The organism is Paenibacillus sp. FSL R7-0312 (genome assembly GCF_038004445.1).
Taxonomy (GTDB): domain Bacteria; phylum Bacillota; class Bacilli; order Paenibacillales; family Paenibacillaceae; genus Paenibacillus_AQ.
The window spans coordinates 3,953,669-3,976,999 of the sequence record NZ_JBBORE010000001.1; the positions used below are offsets into that span (position 1 = coordinate 3,953,669).

Annotated in this window: 18 protein-coding genes and 1 riboswitch; of the genes, 15 read left to right on the forward strand and 3 right to left on the reverse strand. The window is 51.8% G+C overall.

All coding sequences use genetic code 11. The features are described from left to right. The first annotated feature begins 26 nt into the window (after window positions 1-26). The 4 genes from MKX70_RS17200 (at window position 27) to MKX70_RS17215 (ending at window position 5,136) form a co-directional block, all read left to right on the forward strand. Window positions 27-1,067, forward strand: a complete 1,041-nt coding sequence (locus tag MKX70_RS17200; protein ID WP_340784594.1) for an NAD(P)/FAD-dependent oxidoreductase — start codon at window positions 27-29, stop codon at window positions 1,065-1,067. Between the two features lie 157 nt (window positions 1,068-1,224). Next, window positions 1,225-2,808: a spore germination protein gene (locus tag MKX70_RS17205; RefSeq protein WP_081956593.1), complete on the forward strand. Its 1,584-nt coding sequence runs from the start codon at window positions 1,225-1,227 to the stop codon at window positions 2,806-2,808. Continuing rightward, complete coding sequence (locus tag MKX70_RS17210; RefSeq protein ID WP_042237724.1) at window positions 2,798-4,003, forward strand: Ger(x)C family spore germination protein; 1,206 nt, start codon at window positions 2,798-2,800, stop codon at window positions 4,001-4,003. Before MKX70_RS17205 ends, MKX70_RS17210 begins: the two co-directional genes overlap by 11 nt. Window positions 4,004-4,038: 35 nt before the next feature. Next, entirely contained in the window at window positions 4,039-5,136 is a 1,098-nt protein-coding gene (locus MKX70_RS17215) for a GerAB/ArcD/ProY family transporter (RefSeq protein WP_042237722.1), read from the forward strand. Between the two features lie 11 nt (window positions 5,137-5,147). Here MKX70_RS17215 and MKX70_RS17220 read toward each other — a convergent pair whose 3' ends face one another. Beyond that, window positions 5,148-5,369, reverse strand: a complete 222-nt coding sequence (locus tag MKX70_RS17220; protein ID WP_042237720.1) for a hypothetical protein — start codon at window positions 5,367-5,369, stop codon at window positions 5,148-5,150. Between the two features lie 250 nt (window positions 5,370-5,619). On the opposite strand from MKX70_RS17220, the gene MKX70_RS17225 reads away from it, so the two are divergent. The 4 genes from MKX70_RS17225 (at window position 5,620) to MKX70_RS17240 (ending at window position 9,251) form a co-directional block, all read left to right on the forward strand. Continuing rightward, entirely contained in the window at window positions 5,620-5,979 is a 360-nt protein-coding gene (locus MKX70_RS17225; protein WP_039301636.1) for a (2Fe-2S) ferredoxin domain-containing protein, read from the forward strand. A 113-nt stretch (window positions 5,980-6,092) separates the two neighbouring features. Then, window positions 6,093-6,284, forward strand: a complete 192-nt coding sequence (locus MKX70_RS17230; RefSeq protein ID WP_340840401.1) for a hypothetical protein — start codon at window positions 6,093-6,095, stop codon at window positions 6,282-6,284. A gap of 311 nt (window positions 6,285-6,595) precedes the next feature. After that, window positions 6,596-7,753 carry an AI-2E family transporter gene (locus MKX70_RS17235; RefSeq protein WP_042237718.1) on the forward strand — a complete coding sequence of 386 codons (1,158 nt, stop codon included), beginning with the start codon at window positions 6,596-6,598 and terminating at the stop codon, window positions 7,751-7,753. Between the two features lie 19 nt (window positions 7,754-7,772). Continuing rightward, complete coding sequence (locus MKX70_RS17240) at window positions 7,773-9,251, forward strand: carboxylesterase/lipase family protein (protein ID WP_042237716.1); 1,479 nt, start codon at window positions 7,773-7,775, stop codon at window positions 9,249-9,251. A 139-nt stretch (window positions 9,252-9,390) separates the two neighbouring features. On the opposite strand, the gene MKX70_RS17245 is transcribed toward MKX70_RS17240, so the two are convergent. Continuing rightward, window positions 9,391-10,569 carry a PstS family phosphate ABC transporter substrate-binding protein gene (locus tag MKX70_RS17245; RefSeq protein WP_042237714.1) on the reverse strand — a complete coding sequence of 393 codons (1,179 nt, stop codon included), beginning with the start codon at window positions 10,567-10,569 and terminating at the stop codon, window positions 9,391-9,393. Window positions 10,570-10,796: 227 nt separating this feature from the next. Continuing rightward, window positions 10,797-10,945: riboswitch (FMN riboswitch) on the forward strand. 129 nt (window positions 10,946-11,074) lie between these two features. Between MKX70_RS17245 and MKX70_RS17250 the strand changes: the two genes are divergently transcribed. From MKX70_RS17250 to MKX70_RS17275, 6 genes are all read left to right on the forward strand, one after another. Continuing rightward, the gene (locus tag MKX70_RS17250) at window positions 11,075-12,046 is read left to right on the forward strand and encodes a DMT family transporter (protein WP_340841675.1); all 972 of its coding nucleotides are present in this window, start codon (window positions 11,075-11,077) and stop codon (window positions 12,044-12,046) included. 530 nt (window positions 12,047-12,576) lie between these two features. After that, complete coding sequence (locus tag MKX70_RS17255; RefSeq protein ID WP_042237709.1) at window positions 12,577-13,236, forward strand: stage V sporulation protein AA; 660 nt, start codon at window positions 12,577-12,579, stop codon at window positions 13,234-13,236. Window positions 13,237-13,238: 2 nt separating this feature from the next. Further along, window positions 13,239-13,664 (forward strand): stage V sporulation protein AB, encoded by a 426-nt coding sequence (locus MKX70_RS17260; RefSeq protein WP_042237707.1) that lies wholly within the window; start codon window positions 13,239-13,241, stop codon window positions 13,662-13,664. 1,244 nt (window positions 13,665-14,908) lie between these two features. Then, a complete protein-coding gene (locus MKX70_RS17265) occupies window positions 14,909-16,582 on the forward strand; it encodes a spore germination protein (protein WP_340790180.1) in 1,674 nt (557 codons plus the stop codon). Between the two features lie 193 nt (window positions 16,583-16,775). Then, window positions 16,776-18,110: a diaminopimelate decarboxylase gene (lysA, locus tag MKX70_RS17270; RefSeq protein ID WP_042237706.1), complete on the forward strand. Its 1,335-nt coding sequence runs from the start codon at window positions 16,776-16,778 to the stop codon at window positions 18,108-18,110. Window positions 18,111-18,250: 140 nt separating this feature from the next. After that, the gene (locus tag MKX70_RS17275; protein WP_039301672.1) at window positions 18,251-18,682 is read left to right on the forward strand and encodes a peptidylprolyl isomerase; all 432 of its coding nucleotides are present in this window, start codon (window positions 18,251-18,253) and stop codon (window positions 18,680-18,682) included. 67 nt (window positions 18,683-18,749) lie between these two features. Here the strand turns inward: MKX70_RS17275 and MKX70_RS17280 are convergent, their stop codons facing one another. Then, the gene (locus MKX70_RS17280; protein WP_340784611.1) at window positions 18,750-19,511 is read right to left on the reverse strand and encodes a YwaF family protein; all 762 of its coding nucleotides are present in this window, start codon (window positions 19,509-19,511) and stop codon (window positions 18,750-18,752) included. Window positions 19,512-19,786: 275 nt separating this feature from the next. On the opposite strand from MKX70_RS17280, the gene MKX70_RS17285 reads away from it, so the two are divergent. Then, window positions 19,787-23,287, forward strand: a complete 3,501-nt coding sequence (locus MKX70_RS17285) for a collagen binding domain-containing protein (protein WP_340840402.1) — start codon at window positions 19,787-19,789, stop codon at window positions 23,285-23,287. Window positions 23,288-23,331 lie beyond the last annotated feature (44 nt).

Here is a 23,331-nt window from a genome sequence, read left to right on the forward strand (position 1 = left end):
TACACCTAGAAGCTGGAGGGAAACAGATGAACGAATCCATGGAATTATATGATGTAACGATTATTGGCGGCGGCCCCGCAGGGATGTATACGGCTTTTTACAGCGGAATGAGAGATTTGAAGACGAAGCTGATTGAAGCGAAGGAAGAGCTGGGCGGACGGATGCTGATCTATCCCGAGAAAATGATCTGGGATGTCGGAGGTGTTACACCGACGCTCTGCCGTAAGCTGATTGACCAGCTGGCAGAGCAGGCGCGGACCTTCGATCCGACCATTGTGTTCGGGCAGCAGATTGTGCATCAGGCGCGCCAGGAGGACGGGACTTATATTCTGACCTCGGCGACTGGTGAGCAGCATTGGACCCGGACCGTTATCCTCACCATCGGGTACGGCATTCTGCAGATGGCGAAGCTGGAGATTGAAGGTGCTGACCGCTATGAAGTGACGAACCTGCATTATACGGTGCAGGAGCTCGAACCGTTCCGCGGCAAACGGGTATTGATCTCGGGCGGCGGCAATTCAGCGGTGGACTGGGCGAATGAACTGGAGGGAATTGCCTCCAGCGTGACAATTGTGCACCGCCGGGAACAGTTCGGCGGCCATGAGAAGAATATTGTCCGCATGAAGGAATCCTCTGTGAATGTACGTGTACCCTATGCAGTAAACCAGCTGCACAGCAGCAATGGCGAGCAGATTGACCAGGTTACGATCAGCCATATCGAATCCGGCGAGAGTGAGCAGCTTGAGGTGGATGCCGTTATTGTCAACCACGGGCTCAAGAGCGATTACGGTCCGTTGAAGGACTGGGGGCTGGACATGGGGGAATGGTGGGCCAAGGTCAGCGGCAAGCTCGAAACGAATCTGCCCGGTATCTTTGCTGCAGGAGATTTTGTGGATTATGACAGCAAGGTAAGACTGATCGCCGGAACATTCACGGATGCGGTGCTTGCCCTCAACAGCGCGAAGCTGTACATGGACCCTGAAGCGGATAAGGTGGCCTATGTCTCATCGCATAACGACCGGTTTAAGGAGAAGAACAAGGCGCTTGGCGTAGTTGATGATCACTAGTTTTAACACATAAAGGCTGTTCCTTACACGGGAGATTCCGTGCGGGGAGCGGCCTTTTTTGGCGTAAGCTTTGCTCAGTCCCGCGTTCCTCAAACATTCCATAAGCTGCATAAAAAGAGGATAGCGGGCGAATAGTAACGGTAAGGAGGTGCTGATCATGGATAAGACAACCAAAGAACCCGGCAGAGCCGTACAGGCGGTGAACAGCGCCGGCGGACAGCCCCACAATCCGCCTATCTCCACTAATCTGGATGAGAATATTACTCAAATCAAGGCCAGGCTGGGGAACAGCCCGGATCTTATTATACGGACCTATGACTTGATCAATAGAACGGCTCAGGTAGCTGCGGTATACATGATTGGCATTACGGACAGAGTGATGGTTGACCATTTCATTTCACATGTGATGTCGTTCGAATCTCTGAACGATGATATGCAGCTTGCAGCGACCGCAGACGAGGTATATTCCTATATCAAAGACAATGCTCTTAGTATCGGGAAGGAGAAGCTCGTTAAAGATATCAATGGACTTCTTGAAGCACTTCTGTCCGGGGATACGGTTATTCTGGTCAACGGACTCACTGAAGCGGTCAGCGGAAGTACCTGCGGCGGCGAGGTTAGAGCGGTAAGTGAAGCTTCGACCCAGGTGGCGATCCGTGGCTCGAAGGAAAGCTTTACGGAGACCATCAGCACCAATATCGCCCTGGTCCGCAAAATCATCAAGAATCCCGATCTCTGGACCGAAACGATGAAGCTTGGGGATGTCACTCATACGGATATCACGATTATGTATATCAATGGTATTGCCGACCCGGAAACGATTCAAGTGTTCAAAAAAAAACTTAAGGAGATAAGGGTAGATTCCATTCTGGAATCGGGATATATAGAGCAGATTATTGAAGATAACAAGTATTCTCCATTTCCGACACTCTACAACACGGAACGGCCGGACAATGTGGCGGGAAATCTGCTCGACGGGCGTATTGCCATCTTTGTGGACGGCACTCCGTTTGTGCTGATTGCCCCGACAACCTTCTTTATGTTCTTCCATACGGTAGAGGATTACTATCAGCGTTATGATATCTCAACACTGATTAGACTGCTGAGGTTCCTGTGCCTGCTTATCTCATTGTATGGACCTGCATTGTTCGTGGCGGCGCTCAACTTCCATCAGGAGATGATCCCGACACCGCTGCTGATCAATTTGGCGTCACAGCGGGAAGGTGTGCCATTTCCCGCCTTTGTCGAAGCGATGATGATGGAGATCACATTCGAGATTATCCGTGAAGCAGGAGTCCGCATGCCTTCGCCTATCGGCCAGACAGTCTCGATTATCGGCGGTCTGGTGCTCGGAACAGCGGCGGTTCAGGCGGGAATTGTCTCTCCGGCCATGGTTATTGTCGTATCTCTTACAGGGATTTCCAGCTTCGCTACTCCGGCATTTAATATGGCACTCTCGATCCGGATGCTGCGGTTTATAATTATGGTCGTTGCTGCGTTTATTGGGCTGTATGGCATCGCGATTTTTACAATTATGCTTATTGCCCATATGTGCAGCCTGCGTTCACTCGGAGTGCCGTATATGTCACCTATGGGGCCGTTTGTGCCGGAGAACCAGAAGGACACTATCATCCGTTCTCCCGGAACCTTCATGAAGATACGGAAACGTCTGTTGAATAACGCTGAAGATCCCAGGGGCTCCGGAAAGCAGGCATCAAAGAGGAAATCCTATGAACATTAAGGGCATTTTCCGCTTTACGGCTATTGCATTAATTACACTGATGCTTAGCGGCTGCTGGAATAGCAGGGAATTGAATGAACTTGCTATTGTGAGTGGTATCGGGGTTGATCTGGTTCCGGAAACCGGTGATTTTCGCGTTACGTTTCAGCTGGTCAATCCATCCTCAACGGCTTCGAGCTTTAGCGCCAGCACCGGACAGCCCTCAGTTATGGTGGTTTCCACCACGGATAAGACCTTGTTCGCGGCTTTGCGCCGGGCGTCCAAGCGGGTAACGCGGCAGCTCTTTTTTGCCCATACTCAGCTCGTTGTTCTGGGAGAGTCCTTGGCGCGCAGCGGAATTAACGATGTGTTTGACATCTTTGAACGATCGCATGAGTTGAGGCTGAATTCAGCAGTGCTTGTCGCATATAACAGTGATGCTGCATCAGTCTTGAAGATACTGACACCTATAGAAAGCCTGCCCTCCATGGGAATGGTCAAGAAGACTCAGAATACCTCCAGCGTGTGGGGAGAAAACCGGGTGATCAGGGTGTTTGATATCATTAACGGTATTACGGGCGAAGGAGATTTGACAATAAATGGAATATCCGTCCAAGGAGACACTTCTGAAGGCATGAAGAAATCCAGTCTGGAGCAAACCGTCACACAGGCGGGGACCGTAATGAACGGACTTGGTGTATTCAGGGAGGGCAAGCTGGTCAGCTGGATGAAGGGGCCTGAAGCAAGAGGTACACAGTGGCTGCTTAACCGGATAGAAGAAACCATTCTCAATATCGATTCTGTATATAAGAAAGAATCTGTTGCAGTCAATATCAATTATTCAAGAACGAAGGTGAAGGTCGATATCCAGGACGGACTGCCGGTGTTTCATGTCAATATCCATGAAGAAGGGATTGTGAATGAAGCGGACGGTTTCGTCGATCTGAGCAAGCGGGAAGACATTATGAAGCTTGAAAAGCAGCTGCAGGAGCAGACCGGAAATGAAGTGAGGCAGGCTTTGCAGATAGCACAGCAAACGGAAAGTGATATTTTTAATTTTGGTAATGAACTGAAGCGCAGTGATCCGCAGGGATGGGCTGCACTGGATAAGCATTGGGGCCGTTTGTTCGCCCAAGGGAAGCTGGATCTGCATGTGGAAGCATACATCCGCAGTACAGGAATGAGCCTGAAGCCCTATCACCCCGCACCTGAATAATCCGGCTTTTAATGCAGAAATAAGGTGAATGGTATATGAGAAAAGAAGTTATTGGTCCGAGTCAGCTTTTTGCGATGATAGTTTTGTTTGAGCTTGGAACGGCGCTGGTTGTACCCGTGGGGCTTGAGAGCGGACATGCTGTCTGGCTCTCTATCCTGATGGCACTTCCCGGAGGTATTCTGCTCTATTGGGTGTTTGCACATCTGTACCTGCAGTTCCCGGACCAGATCATCAGCGGTTATGCACGTATAATCCTTGGACCTTGGATAGGCTGGCCGGTGAGTCTGCTGTTTATCCCGGTAATGCTGTATAACGGCTCCAGAAATCTGCGTGAAGCAGGTGATTTGCTAATTTCAGCCTCCTACGACAAAACTCCGATACTAATTATTAATTCCATAATGATTATTGCGGTGATGTACATCCTGATTAAGGGGATTGAGGTATTCTCCAGAACAGCGGAGATTTTCTTCTGGATCATTGTCATTATGGGGTTAATCTGTAATTTTATTGTGATCGTTTCCGGACTGGTGGAGCTTAAGAATCTGTTTCCGCTTCATGCCAAAGACCTCTGGGAAGCTCTGGGTTCAGCCTATCCGAATATTTGGATTTTCCCCTTTGGAGAACTGGTTTGTTTCACGACCATTCTGCCGCACTTTAACAAATCATGGAAAATAAAAAAAACCGGAATGATAGCCATCACTGTAAGCGCCTGTCTGCTCAGCTTCACGCATGCTGTTGAGATGGCAGTACTTGGAGAGAACCTCTACAGCAGGATAACCTTTCCGATGTTTACAACCATTACACTTGTAAATGTGGCTAATTTCATCCAGCGTCTGGATGCATTTGTCATGCTTACATTGATCATTGGGGTGTTCTTCAAGATGACTGTCTATTGCTATGCCGCTGTGGCCATTGCTGCGGATCTTTTCAAGGTCCGTAATTCACACAAGCTGGTGATCCCGGCAGGAGTGGTAATGCTGTTCAGCTCTTTCGTCAGTGCGGAGAATTATCCGGTGCATATGAATGACGGGAAGGCTTTTCTGGAGAATATTCTGCCAATTTTCTGTGCGGTTATACCTATTCTGCTGCTTGTCATTCACCGGATCCGGCGCAGGTTCGGCCTGTACCGTTAAGGAGGCTGTCTTCAGCGGGTGCGGCTGCGTTTAACAGCGCTTGCGATAACCTGAATCAAAGGGAGTGTCAGGAAGATCAGTATGCATATCATTTCATACAATGTCGTTGTGGCAAAGACTACGGAAAGAGAATGAACGGACTCAGCCACGCTGGTTCCGGATAATACATCAACCAATGTGATCAAAATCAGGGTAAGGGCGGCAAACAGGAAATAGATGCTGAGAATCTTCATGGGGATTGCTCCTTAATGCACCGCAAGTAATTTGCCTATTCCAGGCAGGCGGGCTACAGATATTATCTCCATTTATGGACGGAGTAATCAGCAAAAAAAGCTGCCGAGAGCCGGTTAAGGTTGCCCAGACAGCTTCATGAACATTCTGTGACTGCCCCGAAGTCAGCTATTGACGATCCTCTGAATGGTAAGTAGAGTTTAGGGAGACAGACAAACAGGGTACTGTTGTACTAGAGGGGGCGGGAATTCCATGACGACCTGGAATCTGCAAGGGACGGTCAGCCATCTGCTGATCTGTAACGGAAGCGACTGCAAGAAGCATAAGGGTGAAGAGGTCGCTGACGCGATAGAGGATGAAATCGGGAAGCAGGGGGCAGACAGCCTGATTCATACTACCGTAACCCGCTGCAACGGAAGATGTTCGGATGCGTGTGTAGTCATCTCCTATCCGGAAGGCGTATGGTACAGGGATATCACCCCCAAATCAGCCAAAAGCCTGGTACGCAAGGTACTGAAGGGTGAACGGCTGGAAGAGAATGTACTCTACACTTATGATGAAGGCCTGAAAGCCGCAATTGAAAAAGGGGCAAAGGGTAAAAAGAAGAAATAAAACATCAAAGAACAATGCAGTCCTCCACTGGAAAGTATTCGGTGGAGGATTGTTTATTTTTGTAAGATGGAGGATTATGATGGATAGAAAAGATAGTGTAAGGGGGAAGCGGGATGTTTGTGGATTTCGGGCCGGATGACCGTGTGCTGCACAGTAAGGCGTTCTTGCAGGAAGAGGTGGAATATAATCTTCTTCACCTTATCGCCGGAAACCCGGAATCGCTCCGGATCAAGACAGCCGAGGATCATCTGATCTTTGCGCAGACGGAGGGTCATAACCCCTGTTATGGATTGCACCCGAGGTAGGCGCTGATCAGCGCAGAGCCATGGTTCGCTAGCTTGTGGAGCGGCTGAAGGGCCGCGTTCCAACAAGGTCTATCAGTCGATCGGTTTTGAACGGACCGGCAGTGTTGTGGATTTGCGGTTTCAGTAGGCGGTTTGGCTGAACTCCCTGGCTTTGGTGGAAGGTCTGCTGGACGGCCTGCAGTCTTCACTGCACTAGAGCTTTTTTGGGGGGGCAGAAAATTTGACTTGCAGCCTCCGTGTTGACTATGCTAATACAAAGTGCAATTAATCACACTTATATTGTAAGTGTTGTAGCAAAGGGGCGGCAGTATATGGATAGACGTCAGGTCTGGCCGGATAAATTCAAAAAGTTTTTTCTGAATAACAAGTTTGTGGTGGGGCTATTAATTGCGTTGCTGATTGGTGTTACCGTGCTCGTATTCTCAAAGATTCCGTTTATATTCAAACCGTTGTCAGTGCTTCTGCATACAGTGGCAGCGCCGCTGCTTCTCTCGGGAGTTGCTTATTACCTGCTGAATCCGCTGGTTGACCGCCTGGAGCGGAGAAGCAAGGTGAAGCGCGCTTACGGAATTGTTACGATGTACCTCGTAATAGCCGGAATTATTACACTGATCCTGCTGATGGTTATTCCGATTATCCGTACCCAGCTGATGGGGCTGATCGACAACTTCCCGATATACAGCGCGCAGATTCAGGAGGAATTCCTACATCTGACAGGCAGTGAGTTTTTCGGAAAGCTTCAGGAAAGTGTGGGTACGGATCTCAGTGATATCACCGGCAAGGTGACTACCTGGGGCACCTCGTTCATCAATAATGCCGCCAGTGGCGTAGGCAGCTTTGTAGGCACTTTGACAGAGATTGTCCTGGCAGTGGTGACTACGCCGTTCATTCTGTTCTATCTGCTGCGCGATGGCAAAAGACTGCCCGACTACCTGATGCGGTTCATTCCTACTGCACTGCAGCCGCAGTCCCGGATGGTCATGCAGGAAATGAACAGCCAGGTGGCATCCTACATCCGCGGGCAGATTATTGTCAGCTGCTGTATCGGCGCATTGCTCTATATTGGTTATCTGATCATCGGGCTGGAGTATTCCCTGGTACTTGCTATCGTTGCCGCTTGTACTGCGGTAGTCCCTTATCTGGGACCGGCGATCGCGATTACGCCAGCACTGGTGGTAGCCATGGTAACCTCGCCTTTTATGCTGCTTAAGATGGTGATTGTCTGGACTGCCGTTCAGCTGATCGAAGGGAAGTTTATCTCTCCGCAGATCATGGGTAAATCGCTGAAGATTCATCCGATCACGATTATTTTTGTAATTATTTTTGCCGGCAAAATGTTCGGGGTACTCGGCATCATTCTCGCGGTACCGGGTTATGCCGTACTCAAAGTAGTGGTTACCCATATCTTTCAGTGGTTCCGTTTCCGCTCCGGACTCTATAAAGTAATTGAAGAAAAAGCTGAGGAATAAAGCGAAAAGGATGAGTGTAATGACAGGACAACTAGTGACAACAGCCTATGGGCAGCTGCAGGGAGAACAGAGCGGCGGAGTGAATGTCTGGCGCGGAATCCCGTTTGCTGCTCCTCCTGTCGGAGAGCTGCGCTTTCGTGCACCGCAGCCGCCGGAGCCCTGGAATGCTGTAAGGGAGGCGAAGGAATTCGGCCCGGTCAGCCTTCAGCCGGTAAGTACCAGCGGTACGCGCTTCGGCGGCAGCAATCCGGTGTACTCTGAAGATTGCCTGTACCTGAATGTCTGGTCACCGGCAGCAGCGCAGGAGGATGCCCTGCCGGTCATGGTCTGGATTCATGGGGGCACCTTTGTAACCGGTGCGGGCAGCCAACCGATGTTTGACGGTGCCCATATGGCGGCAAGCGGCCGGGTTGTACTTGTTACGGTGAATTACCGGCTCGGTCCGCTCGGATTCATGCATCTGTCCCCGATGGGTACGGGACTTGGCTCCAATCTTGGACTGCTGGACCAGATTGCCGCTCTGGAATGGGTGCGGGAGAATATCGCCGTATTTGGCGGTGATCCCGGGAATGTTACAGTGTTTGGGGAATCAGCAGGCAGCATGAGTATTGCTGCGCTGCTGGCGATGCCGGCGGCCAAGGGGCTGTTCTCGCGTGCGATTATGGAGAGTGGTGCAGGGCAGAGCCTGAGCGGTCAGCAGGGGGAACAGATTGCGGCAGCCTTCCTGGCAGAGCTCGGTCTTCAGCCCGGCGGTGACACGCAGCTGCTGCATACACTGCCTGCGCAGCAGATCATGGAAGCGGCCGGAAGGATGGCGTACAAGCTGTCCGGGAATTCGCTGAGTATGTATTTCCAGCCGGTTATTGAGCCGTTGACCTTGCCGGTGGAACCAGCGCAGGCGGTACGCGAAGGAGCGGCAAGCGGCATCCCGCTGCTGATCGGGACGAATCTCCACGAAGGCAATCTGTTCTTCCGTGAAGGGCAGGCAAGCGAAAGCTTCGACCGTTCACTCAAGTCGCTGGAGCTGCTGATGGGCATCGAAGACCTCTCAGAGCTGACCTCCGATTACAGCAAAACCTGGGAAGGGCAAGCCGAGGTGCTGACCGACCTTTTCTTCTGGGCCAGCTCCATTTCGTTCGCGGAGAAGCAGCTGGATCACGCTCCGGTCTGGATGTACCGGTTCGACTGGACCGTCACCGGCCATCCGCTGCTGGAGAAGGCTATACACGGAGCGGAGATTCTTTACGTATTCAACAACCTGCCGCTGCTGAAGGAGTACGGCCTGAAGGTAACCCCTGAGATGGCAGCGGTGGCCGAAGCGATGCAGAGAGCCTGGACCGCCTTTGCCCGCTACGGTGATCCGTCTGCACCGGAACTTGCATGGCCGCAGTACACTGCGGAGCAGCGTGCTACGCTGCTGTTCGATCAAATCTCCAGAGTAGTGAACGATCCGGACGGAGAGAAGCGCAGACGGATTTTTGAGCATTACGTAGGGTGAAAGCGGCTCTTGATTTCAAGAAGCGCTGAAAAAAGCAGCAGTCCTTACCGGAGAGACTAATTTCCCGGCCAGAGGGCTGCTGCTTTTTAAGGTTAGTCTCAGCGCACGCCACGAATCAGGAACATGCGGTCCGAAATCATTATTTCACCGGTGTATACCCCGTCTTCCCGACCAGCTCCTGTCCTTCCGGGGACAGAATCCAGTCTAGAAATGGCTCAATATTGGGATTGGTGCTTCCCGCAGTTACCGCGTAGAATTCTGCTGCGAAGGGGTACGCCCCGCTGCGGATGCTCTCCTTGGTGGGAGGCACACCCTCGATCTCCAGCAGCTTAATCTCATCGCTGACGTTCATCTCCGAGGCGTAGAACAGGAAGCTGAAGCCGAGCGCATTATTATAATTGCGGTAGCTGGCGGTCAGGCTAATAATCCCGCTCATGACGTCTGCAACATTCTCCTTCGGTGGGCTCATCAGCGTCCGGTCCTCCATGATTTTCTCAAGCATGGTCTGGCTGCCGCTGTTCTCGTCCCGCTGAAAAGCCCGGATGGACGCCTTCTTGCCACCGACCTCTTTCCAGTTTGTTACTGTGCCGGAGTAGATATCCTTCACTTGTTCAGTGGTTAAGCTACTGATCGGATTGCGCTTATTAACAAAGAAGACAAAAGCTTCGCGCCCGATCGGAGTGAGCTTCAGTTCAGTGCCTGCCAGCTTCGCCTGTTTGGTCTGGGCGAGTGAGGGCGCTGCGGCAAATATAATATCGGCATCCCCTTTGATCAGCCGCTTATAGGCTTCGGAAGTGGTGGTGCATACGGCAAGATCATTCCCGGTCTCATAAATACTATGGTTATAAGTATCGGGCGGATACACCGCTTGAACAAAAGCTGAATATAGCGGATAGAGTGCAGTTGCACCGTCCAACCGTGGCATTTGTTCCTGAATATGATAGGCAGCCTTATGATCCAGGCTGGCGGCTTTGGTATTTACTTCAAAAGGTGCGTACTGGAGCAGATTGACCTCCTGTTCCCTTACTTCGGCAAGACTGTTCACATAAGCCTGCCTTATCTCATGACCAGCTGCGCTCAGCAGGCAGATTCCGGCAAAAGCCGCGAGCGCGGTCAGGCGGAAGCGTTTGCTGAAGAGTTCAAAGATAGAGATTACAGCGAATACTGCAAGCCCACCCGAAGCGGCGAGGACGAGCGGTGCATAGAACAGCATACCTCCGGTAAATGTAGCCATGATATAAGCAATGAAGCCTATGATTGTGATGACGGCCAAGGCAATGATGGAGAATAACAGCTTGGTTTCAAATGATCTTTTCACAGCGCCCTCCGTTATAGTTACTATAATATGGATAAATAGTTTATTCGTATCTTATTCTATAACAAGGCTCCGTTTCTGCCAAACTATGCAGTTCGTGTAATTGCGAAATGAAGCATTTTCTCAGAAAAATGATTGTACGATGAAAAAAATGCGGATATTTTCATAAAAAGGCTAGACGAATTCATGAAACGGAGTTATCCTGAGATTGTGAAAAAAATAACAGAATACAAGATTCTCGGGGTAAGGTGAAATTCCTGACCGGCGGTGATGTTCCAAGTGAACTAAGCCCGCGACTCGTTACTCTTTTACAAGAGAAAGCGACTGATCTGGTGACAATCCAGAGCCGACGGTAAAGTCCGGATGGGAGAGGATCATAAGGTAAAGGCAGCGGGTGTATTCCCTGATGTCTTTATTGATAATGGCCCCCGTTGTTTGCCCTGTTTACAGGTGACTCGGGGGCTTTTGGTCTCTTATCGAGGGTTTGTATCGACAAGGAGAATGAATGATGAGTAATGTATCTGCTTCATCTCAAGGCGTCCGTACCGCACCGCTGCGCAGCGGATTCTGGCTGGTAGTTCTGGGGGCAGCCCTATGGGGTGTTGACCCGCTGTTCCGTATTATCCTGCTGAAATCCCTGACCTCTTCACAGATCGTCCTGCTGGAGCATGTAGTGCTCTTCCTGGTTGCTGCACCTGTAATGTGGCACCAGCGCGCCGAACTGAAGGGGATTCGCCTTCGCCAGGCCGGTGCATTGCTGGTTGTATCGTGGGGCGGTTCAGCTGTAGCAACGATTCTGTTCACCAAAGCATTATCCAGCGGAGATTTCAATGCTGTACTGCTGCTGCAAAAGCTGCAGCCGCTCTTCGCCATTGGTCTGGCCGCTGTTATCCTTAAAGAACGCTTACCTAAGAATTTCGCACCGCTTATCATTGTTGCACTATTAGGCACTTACCTGCTTACCTTTGGCTGGACGATTCCGTTCGGCCATGTGAACAGCTTCATGGGTGTAGGCAGTCTTATGGCGCTGGGCGCCGCCGCATTATGGGGCGGGTCGACTGTCATGGGCCGCTATCTGCTGGGTTCCATGAAATATGAAACTGTAACTTCCCTTCGCTTTATTCTGGCGTTGCCGCTTTTATTCGTGATTACCAGCATGGAGGGAGCTCCGTGGCAGATTACCGGCGGAATCAGCGGTTCGGCCGCTGTTGCCATTAATCTCCTGCTGCAGGCTCTGCTGCCCGGATTGCTCAGCATGCTGCTTTATTACAAAGGCCTGAACACAACCAAGGCTTCTGTAGCCACTCTGGCTGAACTCAGCTTCCCGATGACGGGGATTCTGATTAACTGGATTGTATATCACCAGCTTGTGACTCTGCCGCAAATTATTGGCTTTGCGCTGATCTGGACGGCGCTGTTCTTTATTTCGAGCCAGCAGAGCCGTCAGGGACATCAGGCTGAGGTTATCAAACAGAATTAACAACGGATAGCCGCAGCCTGAGGGGACGACCCCAGGGTTACGGTATCACCAAAAGAGGATGTTCCCGCGAGCCGCAATGGCCCGGGACATCCTCTTGTTTTTTTATAGGTATGATGACCCGAATCTGCTAGTGATTCTGAGTCCGTTTGGCCGGCGAATCCGACGGATCTGCCCGAATAGAGGATTTTCAGTCCTCCCTGGCTAGCGGTGGGGTCATGAAGAGCAGGCCAAGCTCCAGTTATGAGAATGAATAACCGGCCGGCTCAGTCTGCCAGACATCCGGTTTGTGTTCTCGTCCTGCTGCTGTTATTACTGCTGCAGGTATGGAGTTTGTTATATCCCAACTGCTTCAGCTGTGTCTGCGAGATGTACAGCCTGTTTCCTCTTTTCATAACCTTCCATCCCTCTATGTAAATAACAATAAATATGAATTGCAGGGTTAAAGAGTAAAAATAAACCTTTTCTCCCATACTACCGTTATTCTTGCATCTTCAGCTGCTTCACACTACAAACCTTAGGAGGCACCGCCAATGGACAATCCTCACCCGGCTCCCGCCATTTATATACAGCTCAAAAACCGGGTAACCGTGCCCAAAGGCAAGGATGTGATGCTGCGCGATGTAGCCTTTCTGATTACCGAGCCGGAGTGGCGGGAGCCGCTGTATTCACTGCTGCTGCTGCAGCCGGAGCAAAGTGACGGCAATCTGATTCTGATTGATCTGCTGACGGTGATTCCCCGGATCCATGAGCTGCTTCCGCATGCGGAAATCCAGCCGATTGGCGAAGGGCGGACGATTGTGCAGATTGAAGGTCCGGCAACGGCAAACAAACCTTCCATAGCTTTGTTTGTACTGGTATGGCTGCTGCTGTTCTTCGGCTCGGCGCTGACGATCATGAATTTCCATGCTGATGTCAGCATGCAGGAGGTGCAGATCCGGATTGTGGAGATGCTGACCGGCCGCAGGGATGAGCATCCATACGTATTTCAGATCGCCTATTCGCTGGGCATTGGACTGGGGATGGTTATTTTTTTCAACCATTTGTTCAAAAAGAAATGGAACGAGGAGCCGACACCGCTCGAAGTGGAGATGTTCCTGTATCAGAAAAATATCGACCACTATGTCGTCAACGAGGAATATAGCAAAATGAAACGCCGCGGAGATGATGCATCGGTGCGCAGGGGGGAGTGAGCATGACTGCACAAGTATCACTCGGGCTTAACCTGCTGCTCGGCATTGCCGGAGGAATCGCTGTCGGCGGCGGGGTAATCGCTCTTTTTATAGTGCTTGATATGGTGCCCCGGCTGGCGCAGCTGACCTCCTCCTACGATAAAGTGCACTGGTATGAAGGGGCCATGGTCGGGGGCTCACTGCTGGGAACGATGAGTGATTTCTGGAACTGGAAAATAAATGCAGGCCCGCTGATAGAGCTGGGGGTTGGACTGTTTGACGGAGTATTCATCGGTATGCTGGCCGCTGCATTGACGGAGGTACTGAATGTACTGCCGATTCTGGCCAAAAGACTGCATATGACACATATGTTGTTTGGACTACTGATGGCTATGGTATGCGGCAAAGTGGCAGGTTCATTGTTCGACTGGTTTGTATACCGACAGTAAAAGGAGGCTACGGGGTGGTTAGGTATATTCACAGCGGTGATCAGGTGGAAGCGGATAAAAAGCATGGCAAGCCGGAACAGCAAAAGCCGCCGCAGCATGAAGCGCAGGCTGCACAGCAAAGTGTTGCAGACGGGGGCCAATGGCAAGATGAACGCTTAGCTGCGCAGCAGGAGGGGGTAGACGGAGTCCAACCGCAGGGTGAAGCGAAGGCTGCACAGCGGGATGGTGCTGATAGAGTTCAGACGTGGCAAGAAGGACAAGTTGTAGATCAGGATGGTGTAGGCGGACGACAACCGCAGGAGACGGAGGTTTCAGGTGAGCTGGGAGCTGTTACCCGGCCGATAGAGGGCGGTGCGGAAATCCGCTCTGGCATGGATGCCGGTTCGCGTGCAGAAGGCAGGTCCTCTGAGGCAGAGCCTGCTGATAGTAATGCAGCGGAAGGCCGTGAAGCTGGAGACGCAGCAGATAACGCGGCTGCAGGCAGCACAGCGGAGGACAGCCATGAAACAGGAGACGCAGCGGATAACGGGGCTTCCGGCAGCACACCGAAGGACGGCAACGCAGCCGGAGACGATTCGGATAGCCAGGAGTCCGGTGGTGGCGTCAAAGGATTTTTGAGCAGCTTGTTTGGAGATGATGCCGGACCGGGACAGGGAGACGGGGCGAACTCCGGTGACGCACAGAATCAGGATACTGAGGCTGCGGACGAGCTTGGCCAGCCCGGCCGGCCGCAGGGAGGTTCCGCCTCAGTTGAACAAGTAGATAAAGCTGCAAGTGAAGAGGAATCTGGTGGAGATCGCGGAGCGGAGTCCGGTGCGGATATCGGAGTGGATTCCGGAGCAACCGGTTACGGGGACCACGACTTGCAGGTTTCCGATGGGGCGGGTACACCGGATCAGGAGGGCCCGGACAAACCTGATCAAGGCCGTCCGGCTACAGAGAAGACTACCGCCCAGGGTACAAGTGGGGAAGATGAGGACAAGCAGGAAGCCGAGGTATCCGCTGCTGACGATGATGCTGGCACAGCTTCAGCATCCGGCGAAGACAACCCGCCAGCTCCAGCCTCCGGCATCCAATCACAGGATACGGAGACATCAGACGAACTGGGTTCCGAGACAACGGAGAAGAGCCATAAAGGATTTTTTGCCAGATTGTTCGGAGATGATGAAGAGCCTGAGGAAGAAGATCGGGACGCTTCTGGTGAAGATGAAGGTGAAGAGGGATCGTCCAGGCAGGCACAGAGAGTGGGTTCCGCAAGTAATGATCCAGATAAATCTGGAGCTCCGCAGAAGGCCGGGGATCAGTCCGGCACCAAGACTAAGAAAGCCAAGGCCAGTCAAAAGGTAGACTCCGCCGGTAAGCCCAAAGATCTGCGGCAGCAGAAACGCGACAATGAACGTTCCGACTCTCTGGAGGAGTCTATTAAGTACTGGCAGGGCAATGATAAGGTATCGAGTAACCTGGAGGATACCAAAAAAACCCTGACTGAAGTCATGGGTTTGGGTTCATCTTTTGATATCGTCTTCAGGGAAATGTCCTTTGGGGGGCGGCGCGTTGCGTTGCTCTGCATCAGCGGGTTCGCCAAGGATACCATTATTGACGAGATTCTGAAGCGTCTGACCTATCTGACCCCGGATAATATATCTACCGATGTGTTCGCCAGCTTCATGAGCGAGTATATTCCCCATGTCCAGGTAGAGAAGGGTGAGCTGCTCAGCGAGAGCATCAATAAAGTCTTATCAGGCATGAGCGTGTTCTTCATCGAGGGCGAAAGCCAGGTTATTATCATGGATACCCGTTCGTATCCTTCGCGCAGTCCGGACGAGCCTTCAATTGAACGGGTGGTCCGCGGAGCGCGCGACGGCTTCACAGAGACGCTCCTGAGCAACGTGGCTCTGGTCAGAAGACGGATACGCGACCCGGGGCTGAAATACGAGATGCATCAGATCGGACGCCGGACCCGGACCGATGTCTGCGTAGCCTATATTGACGATATCGTCGACAAGACTCAGGTGCAGGCCGTTACCGATAAGCTGAAAAGCGTCGATATCGACGGAATTCCCCTTGCTGACAAACAGCTCGAGGAGGCGATTGTCGGCGGCGGATGGAATCCGTATCCGCTGGTGCGGTACTCGGAGCGGCCGGATATTGTGGCTTCCCATCTGCTGGAGGGCAGAGTGGTAGTCTTCGTGGATACCTCGCCGAGTGTCATGGTTCTGCCGACGACGTTCTTTGATCTCTGCCAGCATGCGGAAGAGAACCGCCAGACGCCTTTTATGGGAAGCTATCTGCGATGGGTCCGCTTCATCGGTATCTTTGCCTCGATGTTCCTGCTGCCGCTGTGGATGCTGCTGGTTATTCATCCGGAGCTGAAGCCGGCCATGCTGGAATTTATCGGTCCGCAAAAGACGGCGAAAATCCCGCTTATCGCCCAATTCTTAATCGTTGAATTAGGGGTGGATCTTCTGCGGATGGCCGCTGTCCATACACCTACACCGCTCGGCTCGGCGATGGGGCTGATTGCTGCGATACTGGTAGGTGACATCGCCGTGCAGACCGGTCTTTTTGTCAACGAGGTGGTGCTCTACATGGCAGTGGCCTCCATCGGAATGTTTGCAACGCCAAGCTATGAGCTGGGGCTGGCCAACCGGATTGTCAGGCTTGCACTTCTGCTGGCGGTGGCCGCGTTCCAGATTCCAGGCTTCATGATCGGGACAACGCTGCTGGTGGTGCTCTTGACTACACACCGGTCCTACAATTCTTCGTATTTGTGGCCGTTTATACCGTTTAATGCAAAAGCGATGGGTGAAATCCTCCTGCGCCAGCCGGTGCTCAGCTCCAAAACAAGGCCTTCCTTCAACAAAACACGGGATAATACCCGGATGCCGCCTAAGCAGGAGAAGGAACACAAGTCGTAGGAAAATACAAATCAACTGCAAATTAGTCCATTCTATGGAGTTCCCTCTGTCTGCTATACTGAATACACTAAACAGCCACGCAATAAAGTGAAATTCCTCTCCTGAGGCCACACTTTAAGGAACGCTGCGGGGTTCTGTAACATATACTAGACAGGGTGGAACAGATATTCCACAGAAATTGGAGGACTGCGCAATGTTTTTACACGGGACGAGCCGAATTAACGATGCAGGGCATTTGGAAATCGGCGGATGTGATGTGACAGAATTGAAAGCGGAGTATGGTACCCCGCTATATATAGTGGACGAGCAATTGGTCCGGCGCCGCTGCCGCGAGTACATGGACGCTTTTACAGCTTCAGGACTCGGTTTCCAGGTTGCCTACGCCAGTAAGGCTTTCTCAACGATGGCCATGTGCCGATTGGCGGATGAGGAAGGACTGTCGCTGGACGTCGTTTCCGACGGAGAGCTGTATACCGCGCTGCAAGCGGGTTTTCCGGCTGAACGAATTCATTTCCACGGCAATAACAAGACACCGGATGAGATTGAAATGGCGATTGATGCAGGCATCGGCTGCTTTGTAGTCGATAACCTGGTTGAACTCAGCCTGCTGCAGGCGATTGCTGGCCGTAAGGAAGTAACGGTTAACATTCTGCTGCGTGTCACACCGGGCGTTGAGGCGCATGCCCACCATGCTTACGCATCCACCGGACAGACGGACTCCAAATTCGGTTTCGATATCGGCAACGGTTCGGCGCAGGAAGCGGTTAAGCAGGCAGACAGCAAAGCTAATCTGAAGCTGCTTGGGGTTCACTCCCATATCGGTTCGCAGATTTTTGAGACAGAAGGCTTCCAGCTGGCGGTTGAACGGATTGCCGAATTCACCCGCAAAGTGAAAGAAGAGCTTGCCATCGGCTTCCCGGTCGTCAATCTTGGCGGCGGCTTCGGCATCCGTTATGTGGATGGTGATACTCCGCTGCAGGTTTCGGAATATGTTGCGGCCATTACGGATGCGGTGAAGACGCATTTTGCCGGTATCGGCGAGGGGCTGCCGCAGATCTGGGTTGAGCCGGGCCGCAGTATCGTAGGCGATGCCGGTACGACCTTGTACACCGTAGGAACAAGCAAAGAAATTCCGGGTGTGCGCAAATATGTTGCCGTTGACGGCGGTATGACGGACAATCCGCGTCCGGCGCTGTATGAATCCAAGTACGAAGCCGTGCTCGCAAGCCGCGCGACTGAGCCTAACGAGGAGACCGTATCCATCGCCGGCAAATGCTGCGAGAGCGGGGATATGCTGATCTGGGATGTAGAGCTTCCGAAGGTGGAGAGCGGAGATCTGCTCGCTGTTGCCTGCACAGGAGCCTACAATTACTCCATGGCCAGCAACTATAACCGTATCCGCCGTCCGGCGGTTGTCTTCGTGCAGAACGGCCAGAGCGATCTGGTGGTTCGCCGTGAATCGCATCAGGATATCGTGGCCAATGATATTGTGCCGGCACGTATTGCCAAACAGACCGTTACGAATTAAACCATACCTGCTGCATAAGCTGCAGGGCACTCCATGAGGGCAGGCGGGAATCGTTCCCGCTTGCTTTGCTTTGTACCCCGTTTCATAGTAAACTAATAAAAGTGTTCAATATTTGTCATTTCGAAAGGGGTCATTTACATATGGCTAAGCAAGCGAAAATTACACTCGAAAACGGCGGTGTCGTGCTGATTGACTTGTTCGAACAGGATGCGCCTAATACTGTAGCGAACTTTGAGAAACTGGCTAAAGACGGATTCTACAACGGACTGTTGTTCCACCGTGTAATTCCAGGTTTCGTAGCTCAAGGCGGCTGTCCTAATGGTACAGGCTCCGGCGGCCCAGGTTACACCATCAACTGCGAGATTAACCCGAACAAGCATGAGCGCGGCTCTCTGGCTATGGCCCATGCGGGTAAGAACACAGGCGGAAGCCAGTTCTACATCGCTTATGCTCCACAGCCTCACCTTGACGGGGTACACACTGTATTCGGTAAAGTGGTTGAAGGTATGGACCAAGTCGATGCTTTCAAAGGCCGCGACAAAATGGCTACCGTTGAAGTAGTAGAAGTATAATACAAGCATCGTCAAAGCACCCGGCTGGATTATCCAGCCGGGTGCTTTTTTTTGCCCATATTAGCCTTTACCTCGTTCCGGTCCAGCCTCTGCGGCTGCGCCGGGAGGCATACAGCTCGGGTAGCTTGAAGAAGATCAGGAACATCAGCAGGAAGATGACAAAGGCAAAGGCCTCTTCGACGAGCAGATAATACGGATAGGGGCCGAAATAATCAAGTACGGAGAACGTGCCGGGCTTGTGAGCCAGAAACATATAGTTGGAATCCAGCAGCATATCGGCGGCATAGACACATACGGCGATAACATTCAGGCAGAGCATGGTGAAGAAGAGCGAGCGCCAGGTAGGCTTATAGCCTTCAATCCAGGTCATGTACAGGGATGCCAGAATAATCGACCCGTGGGCGATGAAGAACAGCAGGAAGCGGAAATGCGGAAACGGGTAGACCAGATTAGGCGTAAGCAGGGCGATGAATGCACCGCCGATCCCGGCAAAGTAGAGAAAAGAATACAGCAGCCTGCTGCGTGTAAGTAGCATGATCACCGACAAGAGCAGGGTAATACCGCATAGTTCAAGCGGCAGGGAGGAACTGCGGCTCCAGATATCCTGGGAGACATACCAGACATGGAGCCCACCCTCGCAGGCGATCAGCAGCAGTACCAGCAGCAGGCGGACACTGCGCCTCAGACCGGAGTGTGTACGCAGGACGAAACGCGATCCGTAGAGCAGCAGACAGCATAGGGCGACGATGGACATTGCCATGAGATGCGGGGTTGAGAACATTAAGAAATCGTGATTACGATGGCGGTCCCAAAAAAGATTAAGGTTCACTGTGCTCTCTCCTTGAATCCAGAAATAAATAAAAGAAAATAAAAGTTCAGAATTTGAATATAACTGATTCTAAAGATCTACTCTTAGGTGATATAAGTATATATCGTTCGGGCTAGACAGAAAAGACAGGAGTATCGGTTTATTTACATAAGATGGACGCATATGCCCGTATACATAACGACCCATAAGGCGGAGTGTTTTTACCGGTGCGTTCGGCAGCCATCTTTTCTGTATGCTCGTTTCATATCAAACTTAAGAACGGGGGCTTCTGGGAAATGGTGAAAAAAAGAACAAGTCTAGCAATTGTAATAATCATGCTGTTTGTGCAGTATGCCTACGGACTGGGGTTCACCCAGCAGGTTAAAGCGGAGGGAATCGAGCAGGACAGAGATATTATTACCAGTGTATCGATGGCCGTGTATGGGCCGGACGGACAGACCGTAACCGGAAGTGTATATGATGTGGACTCTACTGTTACGCTGGATTATACCTGGTCGCTTCCAAACGGGCACGGGTATATCCAGGGAGATAGCTTCACCTTCCAGCTTCCTGAGCAGTTTGAGCTGTTCAATGATATCCAGGGCGGACTCGTGTCCGACGATGGAGATGTCGGGACGTTCACAGTGAGCCAGTCGACACATCAGATAGTCATGACTTTCAACGACTACATCGAGAGTCATGACAACGTACAGGGTACCCTGCGGATTAATACCAAATTCGATAAACAGGTGATAAGCGGCAGTACGGTTCAGCAGATTCTATTCCCCGTAAACGGCGGGGTACAGACCATTAGTGTGGCATTTAAGCCATCCGTAGGTTCGACGATTGAGAAAAAAGGTGTGTCCAGCGGCTTCAATGCTGATCATATCTTCTGGACGGTGGATGTCAATAAGAAGCTGGAACCGGTCAGCAATGCGGTGGTGACAGACCCTGTTCCTGCCGGGTTGTCGCTGGACAGCACGGTAACCCTTGCGGTGTACCAGCTGAATGTTCTGCTTGACGGTACAGTGACTCAAGGCCAGCTTGTAGACAGCAGCAATTATACCGCTGACGTTTCCGGCAGTGCACTTGTTCTCCGCTTCGCGGACCCTGTAATCACAGGTGCGTACCGCATTGCCTATACAACCCAGGTAGTCAGCGACAGTCTGACCAGCTTCACGAATACCGCTACCTTCACCGGTGATGGACGTGATCCGGTAAGCAGCTCGGCTACAGTCGTTATTGAACGCGGAGGAAGCATCAAGAAGAAGGCAGCCAGCTATGAGTGGGGGAAGCAGACCATCACCTGGGCTATTGAATACAACTACAATAAACGCACGATCTCTGCAGAGAATGCGGTGTTGACAGATGTATTCAATCATTCCCAGCAGCTGGTTGCAGACTCGCTGCGGATTTATCCGGTGACGCTGGATTCTGCAGGAGGAGCTACGAAAGGGACGGCTCTAACCGCAGGTGCAGACTATACAGTAACGCCGGTTGTTGAAGGCACAAACGACGGATTCAAACTGGAGTTTGCAGATGCTGTGACCTCTGCATATCTGATCGAATATAAGACCAAAGCAGTAGACCGCGTATTCAGCGACACCACTATTACCAACACTGTCTCAGACAGTACTTATAGCGATAAGGCTACACAGCTTATCCGGCCGGCCATCATTTATAAGAATTTGTCAGGAGTCAACTACGCCACCCATGTAACGGATTGGAAGATTACGCTGAACGGCGATAATTATCCGATGAGCCAGGTAGTGGTTACGGATAGTTTCCCTTACGGCGGCCAGAAGTTTATCGCGGGTTCACTGGTCGTTCGCAATGAAGCCGGCACCGTGCTTAATGCTTCAGCGTATTCACTGATTGCCGGTTCACCTGCACAGCCTAACGAAGGCTTCAAGGTGAAATTCAATTCGCCGATCAGCGGCACATACACAATTAGTTATCGGACTGAATTCAGTAATGACTGGCTTACAGGTACTACAGATAATTTCATTAACGTAGCGCGGATTGACTGGAAGGACAGCGCGAATAACGCTCAATGGACAGAAGCCAGAGGGCAGTTCATTCCGGGTCCTGAGGTGAAGAACAACGGCTTCAAATCCGGGGTATATGATGCGTCTGCCAAAGAGATCACCTGGACAGTGGGCGTCAATTACAACAGTAAGGCTATTGCTGATCCCCGGGTAACGGACATACTGAACGCGGGACAGTCACTGGTGCCGGGTTCACTAAAAGTGTACCGGATGAATATTGCTCCCGGAGGGGCTCACAGCTTCGGCACCGAACTTGCCGCCAGCTCCTATAGCTACACTGTCGGAAGCGGGAATGAGCTTCTGGTGGATTTTGACAATGCGATCAATTCACCTTATTATGTTGTATTCAAAACAAGCCTTGCAGGGCAGTTGATTGGTACTAACGTTGCTAACACAGCCAATCTGCTGGATGGTACCAAGAAGGTCTCCAAAGATCTGAAGGCCTCGGTGAATATTCCGCATGGCGATGAATATGTGTTCAAAGACGGCGTTCAGATCGGTGATAAGCTGCAGTGGACGATCGCTATTAACCGGACGCAGTCCCATGTGAAGGATGCCTTAATTACAGATGTGCCAAGTACCAATCAGATTCTGCTGCCGGACACGTTCCATCTGTACCGGACAGTTACAGCCGTGAATGGTGATGTAACGAAGAGCGGACCTGAGCTTGTAAAGGATACGGACTACACCTTGAATATCAGTGCTGATGCAGAGGGTAAGCAGACATTTGTGCTTAGCTTCCTCCAGGATATCCATTCCGCATATGTGCTTGAATATCAATCCCTGATCGTAGCGAATACGGGGGATAAGCTGGTCAATACCGTTAACTTCAGCGGGAATAATGTCGTACAGGTCACCAAGGAGACCAGCAAAGAAATTATAGTCGGCGTATCCAGCGGCTCGGGAACGGGCAGCGGGGTCAGAGGAACGCTGAATGTCCACAAAATTGATGCAGGTGACAGCACCAAAGCACTTGCCGGTGCCACCTTTGAATTGTACCGCCTGAACGGCAGCGATCGTGTGCTTGTGAATACCCGGACTACGGATGCAGCGGGCAATGCAGTATTCAACAATATCTGGCTGGGCAGCTATGTACTGATTGAAACTGCAGCACCGGCAGGTTATGTGCTCGATACAAGTGAGCATGCGGTGACTATCGGTTCATCCGCAGCAGTGAATCTGACCTTAGCGAATACCCCTGCGGAGCAGCCGACAGCCACACCAACGCCTATACCGACAGCCACCATTGCGCCGACAGAAGCACCGACAGCCACGCCGCTTCCAACGGTACCGCCTGTAGAGACAGCTGGGCCAACGGCTGCTCCAACGGCAACGAATGGACCGGAGGTAACGCCGAATCCTACAGCACCGCCTGTCACACCAGATATTTCGCCGGTACCAACACCGGCGGGCACGGTGGTTCCGGGGATCATTATTGATGATCTGGAAATTCCGGCAGGTCCAGGCTTACCCGCAACAGCGCAGCCTTCTGCGCCGGTAGCGGTGGTTACACCGGCACCAGCCACGCCGGCACCGGAAGTGCCGGTTGATGAGGACATTCCGCTCGGCGGTGTTGATATTGAAGATGAAGACATCCCGCAAGGGACGGTCACGGCAACAGACTCCGGCGGAACACTGCCGCAGACTGGAGAGAACAGCCCGCTGCCGATCTATATGGCAGGACTCGGTTTGATCCTGATCGGGTTCGTATTACACCGGGTGTTCAGACGGAACCGGAATCAGGAATAAACGGTAGTGGATCAGGACAGCTGATTATATGATCAGCCTTCACC